Raw genomic sequence first — 19289 nt, forward strand, 5'->3', positions numbered from 1 at the left:
AATTTATTTTTTTGTAAAATAAAAACTCCTCCCAGAAATGGGACGAGTAAACGCGTTTCCACCCAAATTGGTAACAAACTTTCTAAAAAATTTGTACCCCCTCGAAACTATTAACGCTAGTACACGGAAATGCTTACTATATATTTCAGCACTCTACTCAGAGATGGTATTCGGTTGATTTTATTTAAGAATACTTTCAGCCAAGGTATCCTATCTCTTTAAATTTCTATCCAACCTACTGTTCTCTTCACTGTATTTATATTTTTAATATTGTACAAAATTATATCACGTTATAATATAATGTCAATACTATTTATGTAAATAAGTAAAAATAAAATATTGGTGTATAATATAATATCAATACATGGTACAAAATACCTTTATAATAACTAAAACCTTTTAACCACATATGCCCACTGATGCCACCTATCTACTATAGATTTTATGTACAAACCTTTGTTACACTACCCTTAAATCTAAAATAATGAAAGGATGGATCATAAATGAGATTAAAATCTTTAAAATCAAAAGTACTAGCGGGTAGTTTATTAGTTTTGATATCTACTTCTAACTATGTACAAGCTGCTACATATACCGTGCAAAGTGGTGATTCACTTTTTAAAATAGGAAGGTTATTTAATGTTCCATATAATACTATAATGAATGACAATAGTCTTAAATCTTCATTAATATACCCTGGTCAAAAGCTATATGTAAATTCTACAGAGTATACCATTAAATCTGGAGATAGCTTATTTAAAATAGCAAAGAAATATGGTATATCCATTGATAATTTAAGATTTGCAAACAACATATATACAGACTTAATATATCCAAATCAAGTATTAACTATACCAAATGGAGGACCTGCTATAGTAAATCCACCAAGTAAAAAGCCAAACCCTCCAATTGAAAATAAAAATCCTATAGTTAACTATTCTAATGAAGATCTAGATTTATTATCTAGACTTGTAACAGCAGAATCAGAATCAGAACCTTATAGTGCAAAAGTAGCCGTTGCCGCAGTAATTTTAAATAGGATTAAAAGCGATATATTTCCATCCTCAATAAAAGATGTAATTTTCGATAAAAGTGATGGATATTATCAGTTTACACCTACTATGAATGGTTTTATAAATAAACCAGCTTCTGAAGATTCAAAAAGAGCTGCTAAAGAAGCTTTATATGGGTCTGACCCAAGTAATGGCGCTTTATACTATTTTGATGATACCGTTACTAACAAGTGGCTTTTATCAAAAAAGGATGCTGCCGTTATAGGTAGGTTAATATTCAAATATTAGTTAATGAAAATTTACCACATAAGTACGTGGAGCATGACTTAACTATATGCTGCTATATTTTCACATATCTTAATTAAAAAAAATTGAGAATTCCATTTAAATTTTCAAATGGAATTCTCAATTGTATTAAGATATATTTTTAAAATGGCTTAATTAATAGGTTAAAAAGTAATTTCATCTGGGTCAGGCCCAATTCTTTCTTCTTTGTTCAAAGAAGCTATCTTTTCCATATCCTCTAAAGAGATCTCAAAATCAAATATCTCTGTGTTTTCTTTTATTCTACTTGGAGTTACTGATTTAGGTATTGCTACAACTCCCATTTGAATATCCCATCTTAATGTAATTTGTGATATGGTTTTATTATATTTAATCGCAAGATCTTTCATAAGATCTATTGAGAAGACTTCACCTTGCATAAGTGGTCCCCAGGCTTCTAACTGGATATTACTTTTTAGACAAAAATCTAAAACCTCTTTATTTTGAAGCTGAGGATGAAATTCAACTTGATTTACCATAGGACATATATTAGCTTTTGCCATAATTTCATTTAAATGATGTACTTTAAAATTACTAACCCCTATGGCTCTTATAAGCTTTTCATCATAAAGCCTTTCTAAAGCTTTCCATGTTTCTTTATTTAAATCTTTAGGCCAATGTATTAGGTATAAATCTAAATAGTCTGTTTTAAGTTTTTTAAGGGAAGCTTCAAAAGCTTTAAGGGTACTATCATAGCCATGATCCCCATTCCAAACCTTACTTGTTAAAAAAATCTCTCTTCTTAAAACATCACTTTCTTTAATTGCATTTCCTATTCCCTCTTCGTTTTTATACATAGATGCAGTGTCTATATGCCTATATCCGACATTTAATGCTTCTAATATGGAGGCCCTAATAGCATCATCCTTCTCAATTTCAAAAGTACCAAATCCTAAACAAGGCATCTGTATACCATTATTCAACTTAAAACTTTTAGTCAAAGTTTTCATCTTATACCTCCTGATATGTTACATGCTTTTTAAATATATAGCTTTATTATATAAAATCATTAACAAACAAACTATAAACTTATTACATTCAAAGTTATAGTATGTATTTATTATAACATAGATAATTAAATAAGCATTATCTTTTTTCTAATTTTGTATCTATAGAATTGGAATCTGTACTAGTTTTATAAAGTTTTATCTGAATATTACATCTTCTATATTGAAATTTATACTATTGTGTATTATTTTGCATATCCTCTTACAATATTAATACCATCCTCCATATATACATCTAAAAATATAAATTTAAAATACTTACCAACAATTTACCTATCTTTTTAATCTTATTTGAATCAAAGTTTAAAACTTTTTTTATTTTAATACCTAAAAAACACTATATAGTAGACTTTTTAACATCTACCCTATAGTGTTTTTTATTATATATGCTGTTTATAATTAACTTTATAAATCATTACTTTATCATAACCTATAAAATCCATTAAAATACTTTATTCTTCAGGAGTTAAAACTTCTTCTGTTTCATCCTCGTCAATTTCTTGTTGTTTTGATGAAGATACTAATGCAACAACTTCATCTTTATCATCAAGAACTTCAAGATTAGAATCTATTATTATATCGCTTACGATAATTTTATCACCAAATTCTTTATCTTCTACATCTATTTCAATTCCCTCTGGCATATATTTCATCTTACCACTTAACTCTAATTCAGTTAGGTAATTTTCAATCATTAAGTTTTTACTTTCAATCATTCTTTTACCTGTAAATGTAATTGGTACTTTAATCTTAATTTCTTCATTTTCACTTATAGATTGCATATCTATGTGAATAAGTTTTCCAGTAGCTGAGTCTCTTTGAACTTCTTTAACTATACACCTTGTGCTGGAATTTCCAATATTAACTTTAAATCTAGATGTCTTTGTGTTATCTTTTAGTAGTTTATTTAGTTCAAGAAAATCAAATTGAACAGATTTTGATTCAAAATCTTGTCCGTAAATTATTCCTGGTATGAAGCCCTCTCTTCTTATTTTTTTTGCATTTGAGCTTCTTTCTAAAGCTAGTATATTATCTACTGGCATCTAATCTACCCCTTTCTTAAAATAAATTCAAGTAGACCAGTCATCTACAGTGATTTATACGTTTAATTGTATACCTATGGCTTTTTATGTCAAGGTTTAAGATGCTTTGTTTATACTTTGTTAACCCTTTGTTTAAATGATTGTCTTAAAATTTAGAATTTTTCACATATTATTTTCAAAAAAAGCCTTGTTTTAAACAAGGCTTTTCAAGTAAAATAATTTCATATATAAAATTTAATCAAATCATAATAAATATGAGTCTAAGAATCACTTTATATTAAAGCTATAACTTCTATTTCTACAATAGCATCTTTAGGTAATTTAGAAATTTCGATGCAAGATCTTGCTGGTGGATTTTCTTTAAAATAACTTGCATAGACTTCATTCATATCTGAAAAGTCATTTAAATCTTTTAAAAATACTAAAGTTTTAACAACCTTGTCCATGGATGTTCCCGCTTCTTCTAATATAGCTTTAACATTTTCAAGACACTGAGCTGTAGCATTTTTTATATCTTCAACTAATTCATTATTTTTTGGGTTAATTGGAAGCTGTCCTGAAGTATAAATAAAATTACCTGCCTTCATAGCTTGTGAATAAGGTCCAATAGCCCCTGGAGCATTTTTTGTCGATATCACTTCTTTATTCATTTCTATTCCTCCTTGTATACTTTATGTATGAATTTTAGACTAATTAGTAGCATTTTAAACCTAGTTAGTACCTTTAAGTCTCTTTGCCACATCACTTAGTCTATAGTATTATAATACATTTTAATTCCTTTTATTTCAACTTTTAATTCATGTACTATCCTTAACTTTATAGATAAAAGCTTAATTTAAGGTTGTCTATTTATATCATCAAAGTCTTCTTTAATCCACTGTATAAGAGGTCTTTTAATTGGACTTTTATCCCCTTCATTTATGTAAATTAAATTCTTATATCTTCCTGTAATCATGGATAAGTGATCTATTGCAAGTCTTCCTATATTAGTTGGAGCCAGATTTGGTGATATTACTTTTGAAACATTATCTTCACATTTATCTCTAGATGAAAATACTATAAACTTTCTACAACTTAAAGGTCTTGCTTCGTATACACTACAAGATCCATCTTTCTTTAAAAACATACAAGGTATATCTTTTAAAGCATATTCATAATGCAGATTGTCTAAATCTTCTTTGCTTAATTCATAAGGTCTTGAAGTAGTTTCCACCTTTTCTTTAATTTCTTTTAACTTTGTTTTGTAAACATTTATTTCATCATCTCTTTTATTGTCTACAATATATCTTCTAATATTTTCAGCTTCAATAGCTGTAAGGTCTACATAAAGACTGCAACAAGAGGAACAGCCCTTTTTACAAGCAGCAAAATCTACAAATTGATTCATTCCCCTATTAACCTTTTCATATATGTTATTTAAAATTTCTATGGATTTACTAATGGTTAAAACTGATTGTCCTTCTAAATCAAAAATATTATACATAGCATAATCTGTTATCTCATCATAGACTTCCATATTAAATGTATGATTAAATATTATGTCTTTATCTTCATAATTTTTTCCTAAAGTATAATACTCTTGTTTTTTTAATTTACAACAATCCTCATTAGCTTTACCACTATTACAAAGACAAAGGTTTTGATCTTTAATCTTTACCTTTTTTTCTTTCATAAGAATACTGCCCAACTAACTCACTCCTAAAGATTTTTTAAAGCTTTTATATTCCCATTTGGAAAGCTTATTATATTCTATCATATATTTAAATAATATGTCTAATATTTACACATAAAATGGAACTCATTGTATTAAATCCCTTGTGATTTCCAGTTAAATACTATGTAGCTATTAAAATGCAATACATTTTAAATACAAAAGAGATATTAATTACTTTTAATTTAAAGTAATTAATATCTCTTTTATAGCTTTAACTTTGTAATTAACTTATTTAAGAAAAACTATACTTCAGCCTTTCTTTAAAATTACTAAATCTTTATCTTTTCATTGCAATAACCATGCCTGTTATATATGGTATGAGCCATATAACCCATACTACCAAGCTAAACTTATGGAAGCTTTTTGCACCCTTTTCTCTTTTTTTATAGATAACAACAGTAGCCCATATTGCATGTATTAACATCAAAGCTAAGGCTGAACCTCCAGTTACAGAGTGTAGATTAAAACTAGTACTACCACTAAGTTTTTTCATAAGAGTTGTTCCAATTGTATCAAAAACAAAGCCTATCCAAAAAAAACTTAAATGCCATGTTTTTAATTTGCCTTGTATCTTTTCACTCCATACTCCTATGGTATAACAAACAAGCGCTAAACTTATAGAAATTATAGCTGCTACTAACATAATACCCTCCTAAACTATTTTTATTTGTCTTCCTCACAATTTTCATCTAAAACACTTTTAAGTATATCTAACCCATTTATTATCTTTTCCATGTCCTCTTCCTTACATATTGAAAAAATAGTATCAAAATACTTATTTATTGTTCCACGCATAGTTTTAGTTATGTCTTCACCTTTATTTGTAAGTACTACACTCACTATTCTTTTGTCTTCATTAGATCTATTTCTTTTTACAACTTCTTGGTTTTCAAGCCTGTCTATAATGCCAGAAACTGTACCCTTAGTAAGAAACATTTTTTCACTTATTTCACTAACATTAAGAGGCCCCTCTATTGAAAGCAGCTTTATAAGTAATATTTGAGGCGTAGTAAATCCACTATTTTTAAAATTATTACTTATATTATTATTAAGCTTTAAATTGATTTCTCGTATTAAACTTGCAATTTTAATACCTTGAGGCTTTTTCTCCAATTAAATCACTCCATACCATCTTTTTTATGAAAAAAGTCAATAAACTCATTTACCATTTAAGTACTATTACTTTTTAATTTTAACCCTTACAAAAAAATGAACTATAATTAGTTTCTATGCAAACTAATTATAGTTCATTTTTTTATTTAAATCAATATTTAATCTACTATTATAAATTACATCAAAATCACAGTTTAATATTAATTTTTTCTTTATGAACATCATAACTATAAAAATCTATTTAAAGTTCTCTATGATGTAAGCCTACTATGCTAGATACTGGTACTGTAAATACTATTCCTGTACCTGGTTCATTAAGCTTTCCTACTTTAATTATTTCATCCATTATCTTTTTACTATTTTCTTTTTCGGAAAGTATAATTATAACCTCTTTAGAGGGCTCTACATCTAAATTAAAAAACCTTTTTCCTTCGCTCTCCCCTGTACCTCGTCCATAAAATGTGGTAGCACCTTTGGCTCCTGCACCTTTGGCACTTTGAATTAATTTATGTGCCCCTCCTCTATCAACTATGACTATAATAGCCTCTACTTCAAACATAAAATGACCTCCTTAAAACTTTACTATAATACCTAATAATAATACAGCAATTATAGGAGTAATGGAAGCTAGACCTATTATACCAAATCCATCAATTAGAGGATCGCTGCCACTTATTACAGAGGATAATCCTATAGCTAGTGCCATATTTAATGGAACTGTAACAGGGCCCGTAGTAACTCCCCCTGAATCAAAGGCTATACCAGTTATACTACTTGGTGCAAAATAAGCAAGAATGGATGCAAGTAATACCATTGGTATTATTATATGAGTATATGGAATATTATACATTATCTTTATCATACCAAGTGATATTCCTATTCCAACACCTGTTGCTACTGCATGAATGAGCCATTTATTCTTCATAGTTCCAACTGAAAGTTCCTCTATTTCCATAGCCAAAGATGCTAACGCTGGTTCTGCAAGTGTTGTGGTATATCCAAGTATAAATGCAAAAACTATCACTAGTAGCTTATTATCTAATAATGGTAATTTAGATCCTACCGAGCTTCCTAGTGGCATAAGTCCAATTTCTAGTCCTTTTATAAAAATATATAAACCAACAGTACTTAATAAAATACCTAATATCAGTGGCTTAGTATCTCCTATAGGACTTTTAAGTACAAAAATCTGAAATATTATTAGAAATAAAGATACAGGTATTATATCTTTAGCTGTTAAAGCCAATCCTTTTAAAATGTTTAAAACCAAATAAATCCCCCCTAAAATGTCAAGTGCTATTATATTTAACAAACAAACAAATATCATTAAATATTGCCATTATTACAGTAAAATATCTTTCTACCTTACCATATCTTTTTAATACGCACCTTATTATAACAAACTAGTCTTCCCATATCAATAAGTTGCAATATTCTTAACACTTTGTTAACCTTTTAAATATTTTATACTTAAAGCATATAAGCATTAATACACCATCTATTCCCCATTGTAATGCTGTAATCCACCATACCGCAGTTATGCTATATTTTAATATGTGCATGAAATAATATATTAAAGGAAGTCTTATAAAAAAGGCAGTAAATACCGATATATAAAAGGGTGTTTTAGTATCTCCAAGACCTTTTAATCCTCCTGCAAAAACCAAAGATATAGCAATAAGTGGCTGTTCTATCGCACCTATAGCAAGGCATTTGCCTGCAAGATATGATACCTTCAAGTCACCCTTACCAACAAAAAACTTAACAAGAAAATTAGGCATAAAAAGAAACAGTAGAGAGAAACTACACATCATAATTAAAGCATAAAATGCACAATCAAAGGCAACCGTGTTAGCTTCTTTTATATTCCTTTCTCCTATTTTAATTCCAACAAGAGTAGTTGTAGCAATACCAAAACTAGTACCAGGCATAAAAGATATAGATTCTATAGTATTTGCAATTTCATTAGCTGAAAAATACATACTCCCCGAGTACATAACTATACTTGTACATATAAGCCTACTTATGCTGTAAGCTGCCTCCTCAAAAGAAGATGGAAGGGATAGATCTATTATTTCCTTTGTTGCACTTAACGAAAACTTAAGTTTTCCAAGTAAAATTTTGAATTTAAATCTATATTTTCTAACCATAGAAATACAAAACATAAAACCAGCTATATAAGAAATTAAAGAAGAAATAGCTACAATATTTATATTTATGTAGTTTTTAAATATAATAAACATAAAAATATAATTTAAAAATATTTTAGTAACAAATTGAATCAAAGAACTTAGTAGTGGAATATAACTATATCCATAAGCTATAAACATAGAATTTATTAAGCTAGATATTATATAAAAAAACATAGCTATTGCATTTATCTTGCTAAAATTAAAAGTTATATATAATAAATCACCTCTAGCTCCCATTAGATACAGTATCTGATTTCCAAATAGGAATGTTGTGATGGTTATAATTAAAGCCATAAGCACTCCAATGATAATTCCATTATAGGAAAAAAGAGCTGCTTTATAACTATCTTTAGCACCTACATACCTTGATATTATTGATATCATACCTATGGATATACCATTTATAATAATTATATTTACAAAAGTTGTAACCATAGCATTACTAAGACCTAATATATTTACAGCTTTGTTTCCTGCATATTTACCTATCATCATCATATCAAAAATAGACATAAAGGTATAAACTACCATTTGGCTAATTATAGGAAGAGATAGGTTTAAAACTTCATCTTTTTTATTCATAAAAAACCTTCTAAGAATTGTTATTAGTTATAATCATTTCCTTATATATCACTAAATACTTATAACTTTTGTCTATATTAAAGTGTATCTTTGGAAATACTATATTAGAACCATGTTTAATGCTGGAGGGATTTATTATGAAAAGAAATTCTAAGATTTTAACTATATTTTTAATTTTATTTTTTACTATGTTTAACCTTTCAAAAGCTAGTGCTTCTAACGAACAAAAGGTAAGCGATGAAACAAAAGAAGAGATTGAAGAAGTAATAAACTCTATATATAATTCTAGATGTATGTCCTTTATAGATGGCGATCTTTCAAACCTTTCTAGCCATTTTGATACCTCAAATAAATTTGGAAGGTGGTCCCTTGAGCATGAGGTTAAGAGAATAAAATATCTTAGGGACTGGGCATATAAAAGAGATATGATCTTTACTGATGTAAGCTCTGAATCTAAAATAAAAAGGATAAGTCCTACTAATAAAGGTTTTAAGATAACCTTGGATGAGTACTATAAATTTAAATATACTTACAAAGATGATGATCCATTAACTGAAAACATATTTGGTGTAGGATTACTACATTCATTAGAGCTTATAAAAAGAGAAGATAAATTTGTAATATATAATGATTGGTATACTGATTGTTTCGAAGATGCACTAAAGGCTTATTCTGGTGAAATAAAAGAGGATATTCATATTTCTAACTCCCCTCTTGATTTTAAAATACCTAATTATGATAAGCCTAAACCTTCTTATCCTAATGTAAAAAAGGGTCAATATAATAGATTAGAAGCTGTGAATTATGCTGATAAATATTGTGGAATACCATGGGCTATTGGTGAGGGTAAAAGGTACAATAAAAAATACAAAAACTTCACTGGAATTGGAGGTAACTGTACCAATTACGTATCTCAATGCATCGGCGACAAGGAAGAGGGCGGTGGATTAAACTTTGATGGCACTTGGTTTTGTGTTTATAACAAAGCTGAAGGTGCTAATGGTAGTGCTGCCTTTGTAAATGCAGATGCCTTTAAAAACTATCTTATATATAGTGGTAGAGGTACCTTAATAAAAAAAGGCACATTTAACACCCTTGCAGCACCTTCCAACACTAGTGCAAATGGAGAAGTTTCAAAACTTAATTTTGGAGATATAATTGCCTATGCCAAGGGCAATGATATAGATCACTTTGCTATAGTTACAGATTTTGATTCTCATGGATATCCTTTAATAAATTCCCATACTACAGATAGATATCACGTGCCTTGGGATTTAGGTTGGGGAGATAAAAATATAAGTTTTTATTTAATTCATATAAGATAAGCCCTTAACGCATTAAAAATAGTACACTGATAAAGATACAGATTATGTATGGTAAAGGCTAAAGAACTTTGGATAAATCCTCCAAGGTCCTTTAGCCTTTCATCTATATTTAAAACTATTTATTAGATTTTAATTTAAAGTAATTTCCTTTTATAATATTATGAGAAACCCAAAATCCATCTAATATGTGCTCTTTCTCCTCTTCTTTTACATCTCCAATTATACTATTGTCATTTAATAGAGCATAGTTTTTGTTAGTATTTACAAGAACCTTTCCTACAGAGGAATTTACATATTTATCTTTATCCACACCTAAAAGATAGGACAATGTAGGTAGTATGTCTATTTGGCCTCCTATGGTATCTACAGTCTCTCCCTCAAATCCTTCACTATATATTATGAAAGGAACCTTTGGGTGCTCTCCTGCCATCCATGGATAGCTATCCTTAAACATTGAAACATCTTCCATACAATACTTGTTTATACCACCATGGTCTCCTGTTATTATTACTATAGTATCTTTAGTTAAATCTTTTTCTTTAAGTTCATTTATAAAGTATTCTATTTCTTTATCCACATAATTTACACTTTGAAGATACTTTTCCACCATACTACCATTTAAATCTGAAGGAAGATTTAACCTCCATTCCTCTCTTGGCACATAATCAAAGCCAAAATGTGAATTTAAAATTACCCCATGGCCATAAAAAGGCTTTTCCATCTCTGTTATATTATCTAAAAATGACATTAATATAGTCTTATCTGATATACCACCAAAATAATTTACCTCTTCAGGCTTTATATTAATAGCTCGTCTATCTAAAACCTTATCAAATCCTATATTTTCCGTAGCAATTTTGAAGTTCCAATTACCACCCTTCTCTCCGTGAAGCAATAAGGAATTATAATTATAATCTTTTAATATCTTAGGTAGAGATTCATACTCAGTATAAGGATTTTCCCAAAATGTACTTTTACCCCTTATAGGAAATAGCCCCGTATTTGTCATAAGATCTGCATCAGAACTTACTCCTGAGTTTGTTTGATCATAAAAGTTTGGGAAATACAAACTATTTTTAATCATCTTATTCAAATAAGGAGTAATCTCTTCTCCTCCAATAGATTGATTTATCATAAAATTTTCAACTGACTCAGTCTGAATTAAGATAACATTTTTCCCTTTAAAGATTCCTTTATAATCATTTTCAGGAATGTCTTCCTTATTTGCATCAAACCATTTCTCAATATCCTCTGTCTTCTCTGATGTAAGTTCAGATCTTTTATTCCCCTTTAAATCATCATAAAAATCAAATGCAATATATCCTAAAGGTGAAGTGTCATATATGCTACCAAAGGGTTCCCAGTAGTGGGTTATAAATCCTACGTCATCCACTTTTCCCTTAACATCTAGCATCTTATGCATGTAATTTGCACTAAATATAGCCACAAGGAATACAAGTATGAATACTGGTATTTTTCTTTTTTCCTTATATAATAAAGCATCCCTTTTGTAACGTTTTATAATAAATGGTATGTCCATTAAAAATATTATATCTATAGGCCTTAGGTATTTATAAAAATTAAATATATCCTTAAAGCTTAGGTTTCCATGTTTTAAATAATTTAATGTTATAAATCCCCCTATAGATCTAGCAGTTACAAGATCTACAATCATAAGTAATGAAAATATAATATCTACGGTAATATAATATTTAAGTCTACCTTTTTTCTTAAATAAGAATGCAAAAGATAAGATTATAATTATTACTAAAGAATGTGTGAAAATCCTCATCTTTCTTGGATCCATAAACTGTATTATAATATTTTTATTAAAAATATTTATATTATCACTATGGATAATAGATAACATGAATATATCCTTAATTAATATAATAAAATAAGTTAATATAAACATATAATCCACATTTTTATTTTTCTTATTAATATTGTTAACAACAGATCTCTTTTTTTCTTCTTCGAGGTTACACTTATTCATAGAATTCCTCCTAAATTAGATCTAATACCACTCATAATGATATTTTATGTACTATATAATTATTTTTACTTTAAAATTCTTAAATCAACTCTATACTTAAACGAAAATAATCCACAGCTTGTCTTATTTCTTTAATGCAGCTGTGGATTATTTGTTGAAGATTAATCCTTTTAACTATTTTACTAAGAAACTTCATTTGTAACAAATTGAGCGTTGTATAATTCGCTATATATTCCATTTAAATTTAATAACTCTTCATGACTTCCGCTTTCTTCTACACCATTATCAGTTAAAACTAATATTTTATCAGCATTCTTTATAGTTGATAATCTATGTGCTACCACAATGGTAGTTCTACCCTTACATAACTCTTCTAATGACTTTTGTATCATATACTCTGTAGTGTTGTCTAAGGCTGAGGTTGCCTCATCTAATATAAGTATTGGTGGGTTTTTAAGAAATACTCTTGCTATGGATATTCTCTGTTTTTGACCACCTGATAACTTAATACCCCTCTCCCCAATAAATGTATCATAGCCCTTTGACATTGACATTATAAATTCATGTATATTAGCTCTTTTAGCTGCAGCTATAATTTCTACATCAGTGGCTTCTTGATTACCATATAAAATGTTTTCTTTTATTGTGCCTGTAAATAAAAATACTTCTTGTTGTACAAGCCCTATGCTACTTCTTAAATCTTCTAAGCTTATATCATAGATACTTTTATTATCTATTAGTATATCTCCAGAATCTACATCATAAAACCTTGGTATTAAGTTACATAAAGTTGTTTTACCTCCACCAGAAGGACCAACTAAGGCAAGCGTCTTACCTGCTTGTATTTCTATATTCAAGTTACTTAAAATATATTTATCTTCATATTTAAACGATACTTCCTTAAAGTCTATCTTCCCTTTAACATTATTAAATTCTATTGGGTCTTTCTTATCTTTTTCAGGTTCTGCATTTAATATCTCTATGTATCTCTTAAATCCAGTCATTCCATTTTGATATTGTTCTACAAAGTTTATAAGTTTCTTTATAGGTTGAGTAAACATCTTAACATACAATATGTATGCCATAAAATCTCCAATATTTATCTTTCCCTGATAAGTAAAATATCCACCAACTATTAAAACTACGTAATCTAATAAATCTGTACAAAATCCAAGGCCTGAATGGTATTCTGCCATAGCCTTATATGCTCTTTCTCTTGCTGCCTTAAAATTTCTATTTCCTACTTGAAATTTTTTAAGCTCATGATTATGACTTACAAAGGCCTTTGATACTCTTATTCCAGATATGCTATTTTGTAAACTAGCATTTATATCCCCTGTTTTCACTCTAGTTTCCATAAAAGCCTTTTGCATCTTATTCTTTTTAACAAAAGCAAATATAAAAACAAAAGGAACAAATGCAAAAACTATTAAAGTTAAAGGTGTATTTATTGTAATCAATATTAAAAACGAACCTATTATCATAACTATAGATATAAACAAGTCTTCCGGACCATGATGTGCAAGCTCTGATACATCCATTAAATCGTTAATCATCTTAGACATAATATCCCCTGTTTTGTTGTTATCAAAATAATCACAAGGAAGCTTTTGAAGGTGTTTAAACAAGTCCCTTCTCATATCTGCTTGCATTCTTACACCAACTACATGTCCCCAATACTGCATAAAGTAAGTGCAAGCAACCTTAACTATATATATAACTAAAAGAGCTCCTGCAAATATAGTTATCATCCTTATATTTTTATTTGGGATGCTATCATTTACTAATTTTCTTGTCATCATTGGATAAAACAAATCACATAAAACAGCTATAATAGCAAATAGCATATCTAAAAAGAAAAGTTTTTTATAAGGCTTGTAATAACTTACAAATTTTTTGAACACTAAAACACCACCTCAATTTTTATAATTGAACACTCTACTTATATTCTGTTATACTTTCTAAATCTAAATTAGAGCACTCTTCAAATCTATTTACCATATTCCCGTTGAATTCAACCCTTTCTAAAAACATAGAAAGTGGTCTTACCCATATATTCATCTCTCCATATTGTGGCTGGTAAACCACCATATCTTCAAGAGTTTCTGAATGTGTAGCTATATATATTACTTTATAATAATTACCTTTAAAATGTTTATAAAAAGTCCCTGGTTTAATTTTTCTTTCACCACACATATTTAAAGCTCCTTTATTAGTTACTTAATATTTTCATACAAAATTCTGTCACACTTTAGTTTGTTACATTGATAGCACTATCTTCTCATTATATTCTACCACATTGTTATTTTAAATTGTATATGGCAATAGTTAAATCATACAAATCTGTTTCGTACCACATTTTTTTTGCATTTTCAAATTTAGATATTAATGAAGCTAAATTAAACCTTCTTTGTTCGGCAAAATCTGCTAACATATTGAAAATTATTCCTATTTTACACTAATATTTATATTTATTTTTATTTAATATTAAATAATATATTTACATTTTCCACATAATATATTAATATTAAATTTGTCTATTTTACAATCTTGATGTGCTAAAGTGACTTTTGTTTATGTATAAACATAAATATCGAAGTAAAATGGCATAATATAGATTAGAAAAGGAGTTTATAATGAAATTATTTCAAAATCTTATGGATGAAACTTTAGAGGTTGAGGACTTAGAAGAATTAGAATCAGCAGCAGATCTTTTCCAATTTGGAGCTGAAAAAGGATATTATAACAAAAGACAATCTGATGAATTCAACAAACGTTACTGGGATATAAAACACAGATTTTTAGCTAAAGAATTGGCAGAAAACATAAAAATCAATAGATTAGATCTTATTAACATAATTGCCAATGCACCTTTAGAAATTAAAAATGATAGGAAAGAACTATCTATTTATGTAAACGGGCGAATAAAAGCTTTAAAAGGAAAAATAACCGGCTTAAGATAGGCCATGTTTATTCTTTCAATTTAATTATATAAAAATGAAGGACTGTGCCAAAACAAAAGTTTGATACAGTCCTTCAACTTTACATAATTTTAAAAATATAATTATACTTTTCTATATTCAAATCTACTTATATGCTTTATGCTTTATGCTTATATACTTATAAGTCTTACTACACTTTCTGTAGCTCTTTCTATATTTTCTTCACCATTTTCTAAAGCTTCTTTTAATGTTACTATTCCTGGAACTATGCCTATAATGGCTGTTATTCCTTCTTTATATAGCTTTTCTCTCTCTTTACAACAAACCTTCCCTGCAAAGGCTACTACTGGTATGTTGTGTTTTAGTGCTGTTTTAGACACCCCAATTGGAGTCTTACCAAAAATAGTTTGATCATCTATGCTTCCCTCGCCAGTAAATACATAGTCTGCACCTTCCATCTTTTCTTCTAAACAGGTATGTTTTATAACTATATCCACACCCTTTAAAAGCTTAGCATCTAAAAACGCCATAAGTCCTGCACCAAGGCCTCCTGCAGCTCCAGCTCCTGAAACCTTTGCTATATCTTTATTAAGTAAATTCTTAATTATATTTGCATAATGAGTAAGACTCTTGTCAAGTACCTCTACCATATCTTTTGTGGCTCCCTTTTGTGGCCCAAATATATAAGATGCACCTTTAGGTCCTATTAATGGATTATTAACGTCGCAAGCAACTTCTACGGTAACATTCTTTAGTCTCGGGTCTAGGCCTTTAAGGTCTATACTTTTTAAATTTATAAGGTATCCCCCTCCGTAAGGAAGTTCATTTAAGTCTTTATCTAAAAGTCTTGCCCCTAAAGCTTGAACCATACCTGCACCACCATCATTGGTTGCACTTCCTCCTATACCTATAACTATGTTAGTAGCTCCCTTGTCAAGAGCAGCCTTTATAAGCTGTCCTGTACCATAGGTTGTTGTATAAAGCGGATTACGTTCTTCCTTTTTAACAAGTTGAATACCACTTGCACTTGCCATTTCTATAACAGCAGTCTTTCCATCTCCAAGCATTGCAAATTCTGCCTTTACAGTATTCAAAAGAGGTCCCTTAACATCTATTTCATACAATGTCCCCTCTGTTGCATCTATAAGTGACTGTACCGTACCTTCCCCTCCATCTGCCATAGGTACATGGATACACTCTGCATCAGGCATAACCTTTTTAATACCTCTTTCCATTGCCTTAGCTACACTTTTTGCGCTCATACTCTCTTTAAATGAATCCGGTGCTAAAACAAATTTCATAAATAATCCGCCTTTCTAATAGTTATTCAAGTATTTTTACAAGATAATTAATTAACATTTTATTATATAAACTAATATTCTTTGGGCTACTTATTTAAGTAATCCAAATATGATAGTAGATACTATTGTCATAGTAAGTCCTACTAAAGATTCATAAGGTATAAGTTTAAGCCTTTCTTTCATATCCATAAATACACTACCACCAGTTGCATGGAAGAAGCTTCCGTGTGGAAGATGGTCAAGCACAGTAGCCCCTGAATGAATCATAGCCGCTGCTGATGTTGGTGCTATACCAAGTTCGAGTATAGTTGGTCCAAAAACTTGACTACCAACAGCTGTACCCGAAGTAGTTGATGCAGTAGCCCCTGACATTAATATACCTGCTACAGGTGCTAATAAGAAAGCTGGAAGTCCTAAGGTTTGTAGTCCATTAATTATTACATCTTTTAATCCCGAGTTAGCTATTATTCCTGCTATAGTACCTGTTCCTATAAGCAATATAGCAACTCCACTCATTTTACTTAATCCTAAAATAGAATATTTGTTTAAATTCTTTATTTTACCCATACACAAAGCCCCTACAGCTCCTCCAACAGGTAATGCAATAAGTGGGTCTATATTAATTTTAAATAATGGTCTTAATGAAAGTAATATTATAGCAACTAAAGGTCCTACTATTGCTGCTATAAAACTTGGTTTATCTTCCAATGAGGTTTGAATTTCTTCATTAATTATGTATGAACCTTTATTTATAAGTTTTTTAGCAATTATGCAGGTAACTATAACTCCAAATATGGCCGGTATAATTCCTGCTGCCATAACTGATGTTAATGGTATCTTAAAAGTATCTGCTGCTGCTATAGCATTAGGATTTGGAGACATTATATTTCCAGCCTTTCCTCCACCTATCATTGCAATTAATATAGATGATCTACTAAGCTTTGCTTTATTTGCTATAGCAATTGCTATTGGTGCTACAGTTATTACTGCAACATCTATAAATACACCTACGCAAGTAAGTACTAATGTTGCAAGTGTCAATGCTATAAGTGAATTTGATTCACCTACCTTATCTACTATAGTTTCTGCTATTTTAGCTGCTGCTCCAGATTCTATAAGTACCCCTGCTAAAACTCCTGCTGTTAAAATTCTAAGTATGGCCGGCATTATTCCCTTTGCTCCATCTATCATAAGTGTTACAGTTCCAGTAAGTCCAGCTCCGCCTACAAGCCCCCCTACTAATGCGCCTAAAATAAGACCATAGGCTGGATGAACCTTTTTAATTATAAGTACAATAGCCACAACTAATGCTACTATTGCACCTAGCGCTGTTACTTCCATGATATGCCCCCTATTTATATATATTTAATATTGATATATCAATTGTAATCCTTTGCATTTAATAAATCATCGTCATATTGTTAAAATCTCAGATCATATTATAGTGCATTTGACCTATAATATATGTAATTATTAATTTAAGTGACGCTCTAAATCTTCGATTTAGCTAGCGGAACTTACTCCTAAGTATAGTAGCAAAGTAGGAGTTTCCTTTAGTTTATGATACTATTATTTACCTTCCTTACAATCTAACTTATAAATTGTATAAGCACTAAATAACTGAAACAAATCTAAATAGTTCTTAGTATTTTTCCCTGTAATGTCTTGTATCTTTTGTAATCTATAGTTTAAACTATTCCTATGAATATGAAGCGCTTCTGCTACTAAATTTATTTCACCATTTAAATTTATATATTTATCTAATGTATTTATTAGATCAGACCCCGCGCCCTCCTCTATAAGTTTTAGTATAGGCTCTAATATCTCTTTTTTATCTCCACCTTCATATATCCTATCAATAAGCACAAAATCCTTATAATTGTAAATATATTGATTAGGTTTAAGCCTTTCTCCAAGCTCAATTGATTTGAATGCTTGATTTACAGACAATCCAACTATCTCTTGTTTAAACCCAATACCTATATAAACATTATCTATTAAAGATGATATTCCTTCAATTAACTTATCTAAGTTTTTGTTAAACTTTATAAATAGTACACAGATTTGAGGATTAAGTCTTATTAAATATTCATCTTTTGATATCTTAATCCTTAATTTGTCGAAATTAGGATCTTTTACTGAATCTATGGACTTTACAATTACAGCTACCCTTTCTATATTGAGATTTATATTTAAGGCCTTGGCCCTTTCTTTAAATACTGCATCATACTCTTGATTTAAATAAGCCCATTGGTGTAGAAATTCATCCTTCAATCTTTCTTCCATTCTTTTTTCCTTGAAAGTGTATTCCTGACTTATTAAAAGCTCTGCAGTTATTTTTACAAGCTCTGCAAAAGATCCTACAACTTTTGGATCGCCGCTTATACCTATAACACCCATTATCTCATTGTTATAGTATATAGGCATATTAACTCCAGGCTTAGCTCCCCCTGAAGACTTATAAACTTCTATTAGAATTCCTCTTTCTATAGCTTCAAATGCTCCCCTATGTACCTTACCCACCCTTAGGCTGTCTCCACTAGCTATAATAATGCCTTTACTATCCATAATATTTACATTGTAAGGTATAACCTTCATCATCCTATCAACTATCCGCTGCGCAAAATTATAAGTCAACATAATACTTCGCCCTTTCCTAAATATTAAATTTCTTTTATTCCTTTTATATTATATCCACTTATTAAAAAGCTTTTAATAACTATGCCAATTTTTAAAA

18 protein-coding genes and 1 other annotated feature are annotated in these 19289 nt (G+C 29.4%); of the genes, 3 read left to right on the plus strand and 15 right to left on the minus strand.

Annotation, left to right across the window (positions count from 1 at the left end):
* Window positions 1–35: 35 nt before the first annotated feature.
* Window positions 36–260, minus strand: a binding site (T-box leader).
* A 243-nt stretch (window positions 261–503) separates the two neighbouring features.
* Window positions 504–1301 (plus strand): cell wall hydrolase, encoded by a 798-nt coding sequence (locus BV55_RS0102325; RefSeq protein ID WP_029451131.1) that lies wholly within the window; start codon window positions 504–506, stop codon window positions 1299–1301.
* A gap of 161 nt (window positions 1302–1462) precedes the next feature.
* On the opposite strand, the gene BV55_RS0102330 is transcribed toward BV55_RS0102325, so the two are convergent.
* The 9 genes from BV55_RS0102330 to BV55_RS0102370 all read right to left on the minus strand — a co-directional run bounded on the left by BV55_RS0102330 (window position 1463) and on the right by BV55_RS0102370 (window position 8988).
* Window positions 1463–2287 carry an aldo/keto reductase gene (locus BV55_RS0102330; protein WP_029451132.1) on the minus strand — a complete coding sequence of 275 codons (825 nt, stop codon included), beginning with the start codon at window positions 2285–2287 and terminating at the stop codon, window positions 1463–1465.
* Window positions 2288–2796: 509 nt separating this feature from the next.
* Entirely contained in the window at window positions 2797–3387 is a 591-nt protein-coding gene (locus BV55_RS0102335; RefSeq protein ID WP_051652375.1) for a 50S ribosomal protein L25, read from the minus strand.
* A 272-nt stretch (window positions 3388–3659) separates the two neighbouring features.
* The gene (locus BV55_RS0102340) at window positions 3660–4037 is read right to left on the minus strand and encodes a RidA family protein (RefSeq protein ID WP_029451134.1); all 378 of its coding nucleotides are present in this window, start codon (window positions 4035–4037) and stop codon (window positions 3660–3662) included.
* Window positions 4038–4222: 185 nt separating this feature from the next.
* On the minus strand, window positions 4223–5059 hold the full coding sequence (locus BV55_RS0102345) for a YkgJ family cysteine cluster protein (RefSeq protein WP_207640791.1): 837 nt from the start codon (window positions 5057–5059) through the stop codon (window positions 4223–4225).
* Window positions 5060–5378: 319 nt separating this feature from the next.
* Window positions 5379–5744 (minus strand): HsmA family protein, encoded by a 366-nt coding sequence (locus tag BV55_RS0102350; protein WP_029451137.1) that lies wholly within the window; start codon window positions 5742–5744, stop codon window positions 5379–5381.
* A 20-nt stretch (window positions 5745–5764) separates the two neighbouring features.
* A complete protein-coding gene (locus BV55_RS0102355; RefSeq protein WP_029451138.1) occupies window positions 5765–6214 on the minus strand; it encodes a MarR family winged helix-turn-helix transcriptional regulator in 450 nt (149 codons plus the stop codon).
* 241 nt (window positions 6215–6455) lie between these two features.
* Complete coding sequence (locus BV55_RS0102360; protein WP_029451140.1) at window positions 6456–6773, minus strand: P-II family nitrogen regulator; 318 nt, start codon at window positions 6771–6773, stop codon at window positions 6456–6458.
* Window positions 6774–6785: 12 nt separating this feature from the next.
* Window positions 6786–7484: a DUF1538 domain-containing protein gene (locus tag BV55_RS0102365; protein WP_035794212.1), complete on the minus strand. Its 699-nt coding sequence runs from the start codon at window positions 7482–7484 to the stop codon at window positions 6786–6788.
* A 166-nt stretch (window positions 7485–7650) separates the two neighbouring features.
* Window positions 7651–8988, minus strand: coding sequence for an MATE family efflux transporter (locus BV55_RS0102370; RefSeq protein ID WP_029451143.1), 1338 nt, complete (start codon window positions 8986–8988; stop codon window positions 7651–7653).
* Window positions 8989–9125: 137 nt separating this feature from the next.
* Here BV55_RS0102370 and BV55_RS0102375 point away from each other — a divergent pair, with 137 nt between their 5' ends.
* Window positions 9126–10313 carry an amidase domain-containing protein gene (locus tag BV55_RS0102375; RefSeq protein WP_157469589.1) on the plus strand — a complete coding sequence of 396 codons (1188 nt, stop codon included), beginning with the start codon at window positions 9126–9128 and terminating at the stop codon, window positions 10311–10313.
* Between the two features lie 115 nt (window positions 10314–10428).
* Here the strand turns inward: BV55_RS0102375 and BV55_RS0102380 are convergent, their stop codons facing one another.
* From BV55_RS0102380 to BV55_RS0102390, 3 genes are all read right to left on the minus strand, one after another.
* A complete protein-coding gene (locus tag BV55_RS0102380; protein WP_029451147.1) occupies window positions 10429–12309 on the minus strand; it encodes an LTA synthase family protein in 1881 nt (626 codons plus the stop codon).
* Window positions 12310–12491: 182 nt separating this feature from the next.
* Window positions 12492–14213 (minus strand): ABC transporter ATP-binding protein, encoded by a 1722-nt coding sequence (locus tag BV55_RS0102385; RefSeq protein ID WP_029451148.1) that lies wholly within the window; start codon window positions 14211–14213, stop codon window positions 12492–12494.
* Window positions 14214–14247: 34 nt separating this feature from the next.
* Window positions 14248–14505: a DUF1653 domain-containing protein gene (locus BV55_RS0102390; RefSeq protein WP_029451149.1), complete on the minus strand. Its 258-nt coding sequence runs from the start codon at window positions 14503–14505 to the stop codon at window positions 14248–14250.
* A 440-nt stretch (window positions 14506–14945) separates the two neighbouring features.
* On the opposite strand from BV55_RS0102390, the gene BV55_RS0102400 reads away from it, so the two are divergent.
* Entirely contained in the window at window positions 14946–15272 is a 327-nt protein-coding gene (locus BV55_RS0102400; RefSeq protein WP_029451151.1) for a hypothetical protein, read from the plus strand.
* A 149-nt stretch (window positions 15273–15421) separates the two neighbouring features.
* On the opposite strand, the gene BV55_RS0102405 is transcribed toward BV55_RS0102400, so the two are convergent.
* From BV55_RS0102405 to BV55_RS0102415, 3 genes are all read right to left on the minus strand, one after another.
* Window positions 15422–16552 carry a glycerate kinase gene (locus BV55_RS0102405; RefSeq protein ID WP_029451152.1) on the minus strand — a complete coding sequence of 377 codons (1131 nt, stop codon included), beginning with the start codon at window positions 16550–16552 and terminating at the stop codon, window positions 15422–15424.
* A gap of 90 nt (window positions 16553–16642) precedes the next feature.
* The gene (locus tag BV55_RS0102410; protein WP_029451153.1) at window positions 16643–17893 is read right to left on the minus strand and encodes a GntP family permease; all 1251 of its coding nucleotides are present in this window, start codon (window positions 17891–17893) and stop codon (window positions 16643–16645) included.
* Window positions 17894–18121: 228 nt separating this feature from the next.
* On the minus strand, window positions 18122–19192 hold the full coding sequence (locus BV55_RS0102415; protein WP_029451154.1) for a CdaR family transcriptional regulator: 1071 nt from the start codon (window positions 19190–19192) through the stop codon (window positions 18122–18124).
* Between the last annotated feature and the right edge of the window lie 97 nt (window positions 19193–19289).

The sequence above is a fragment of the Clostridium algidicarnis genome (assembly GCF_000703125.1).
GTDB classification, from domain to species: Bacteria; Bacillota; Clostridia; order Clostridiales; family Clostridiaceae; genus Clostridium_L; species Clostridium_L algidicarnis.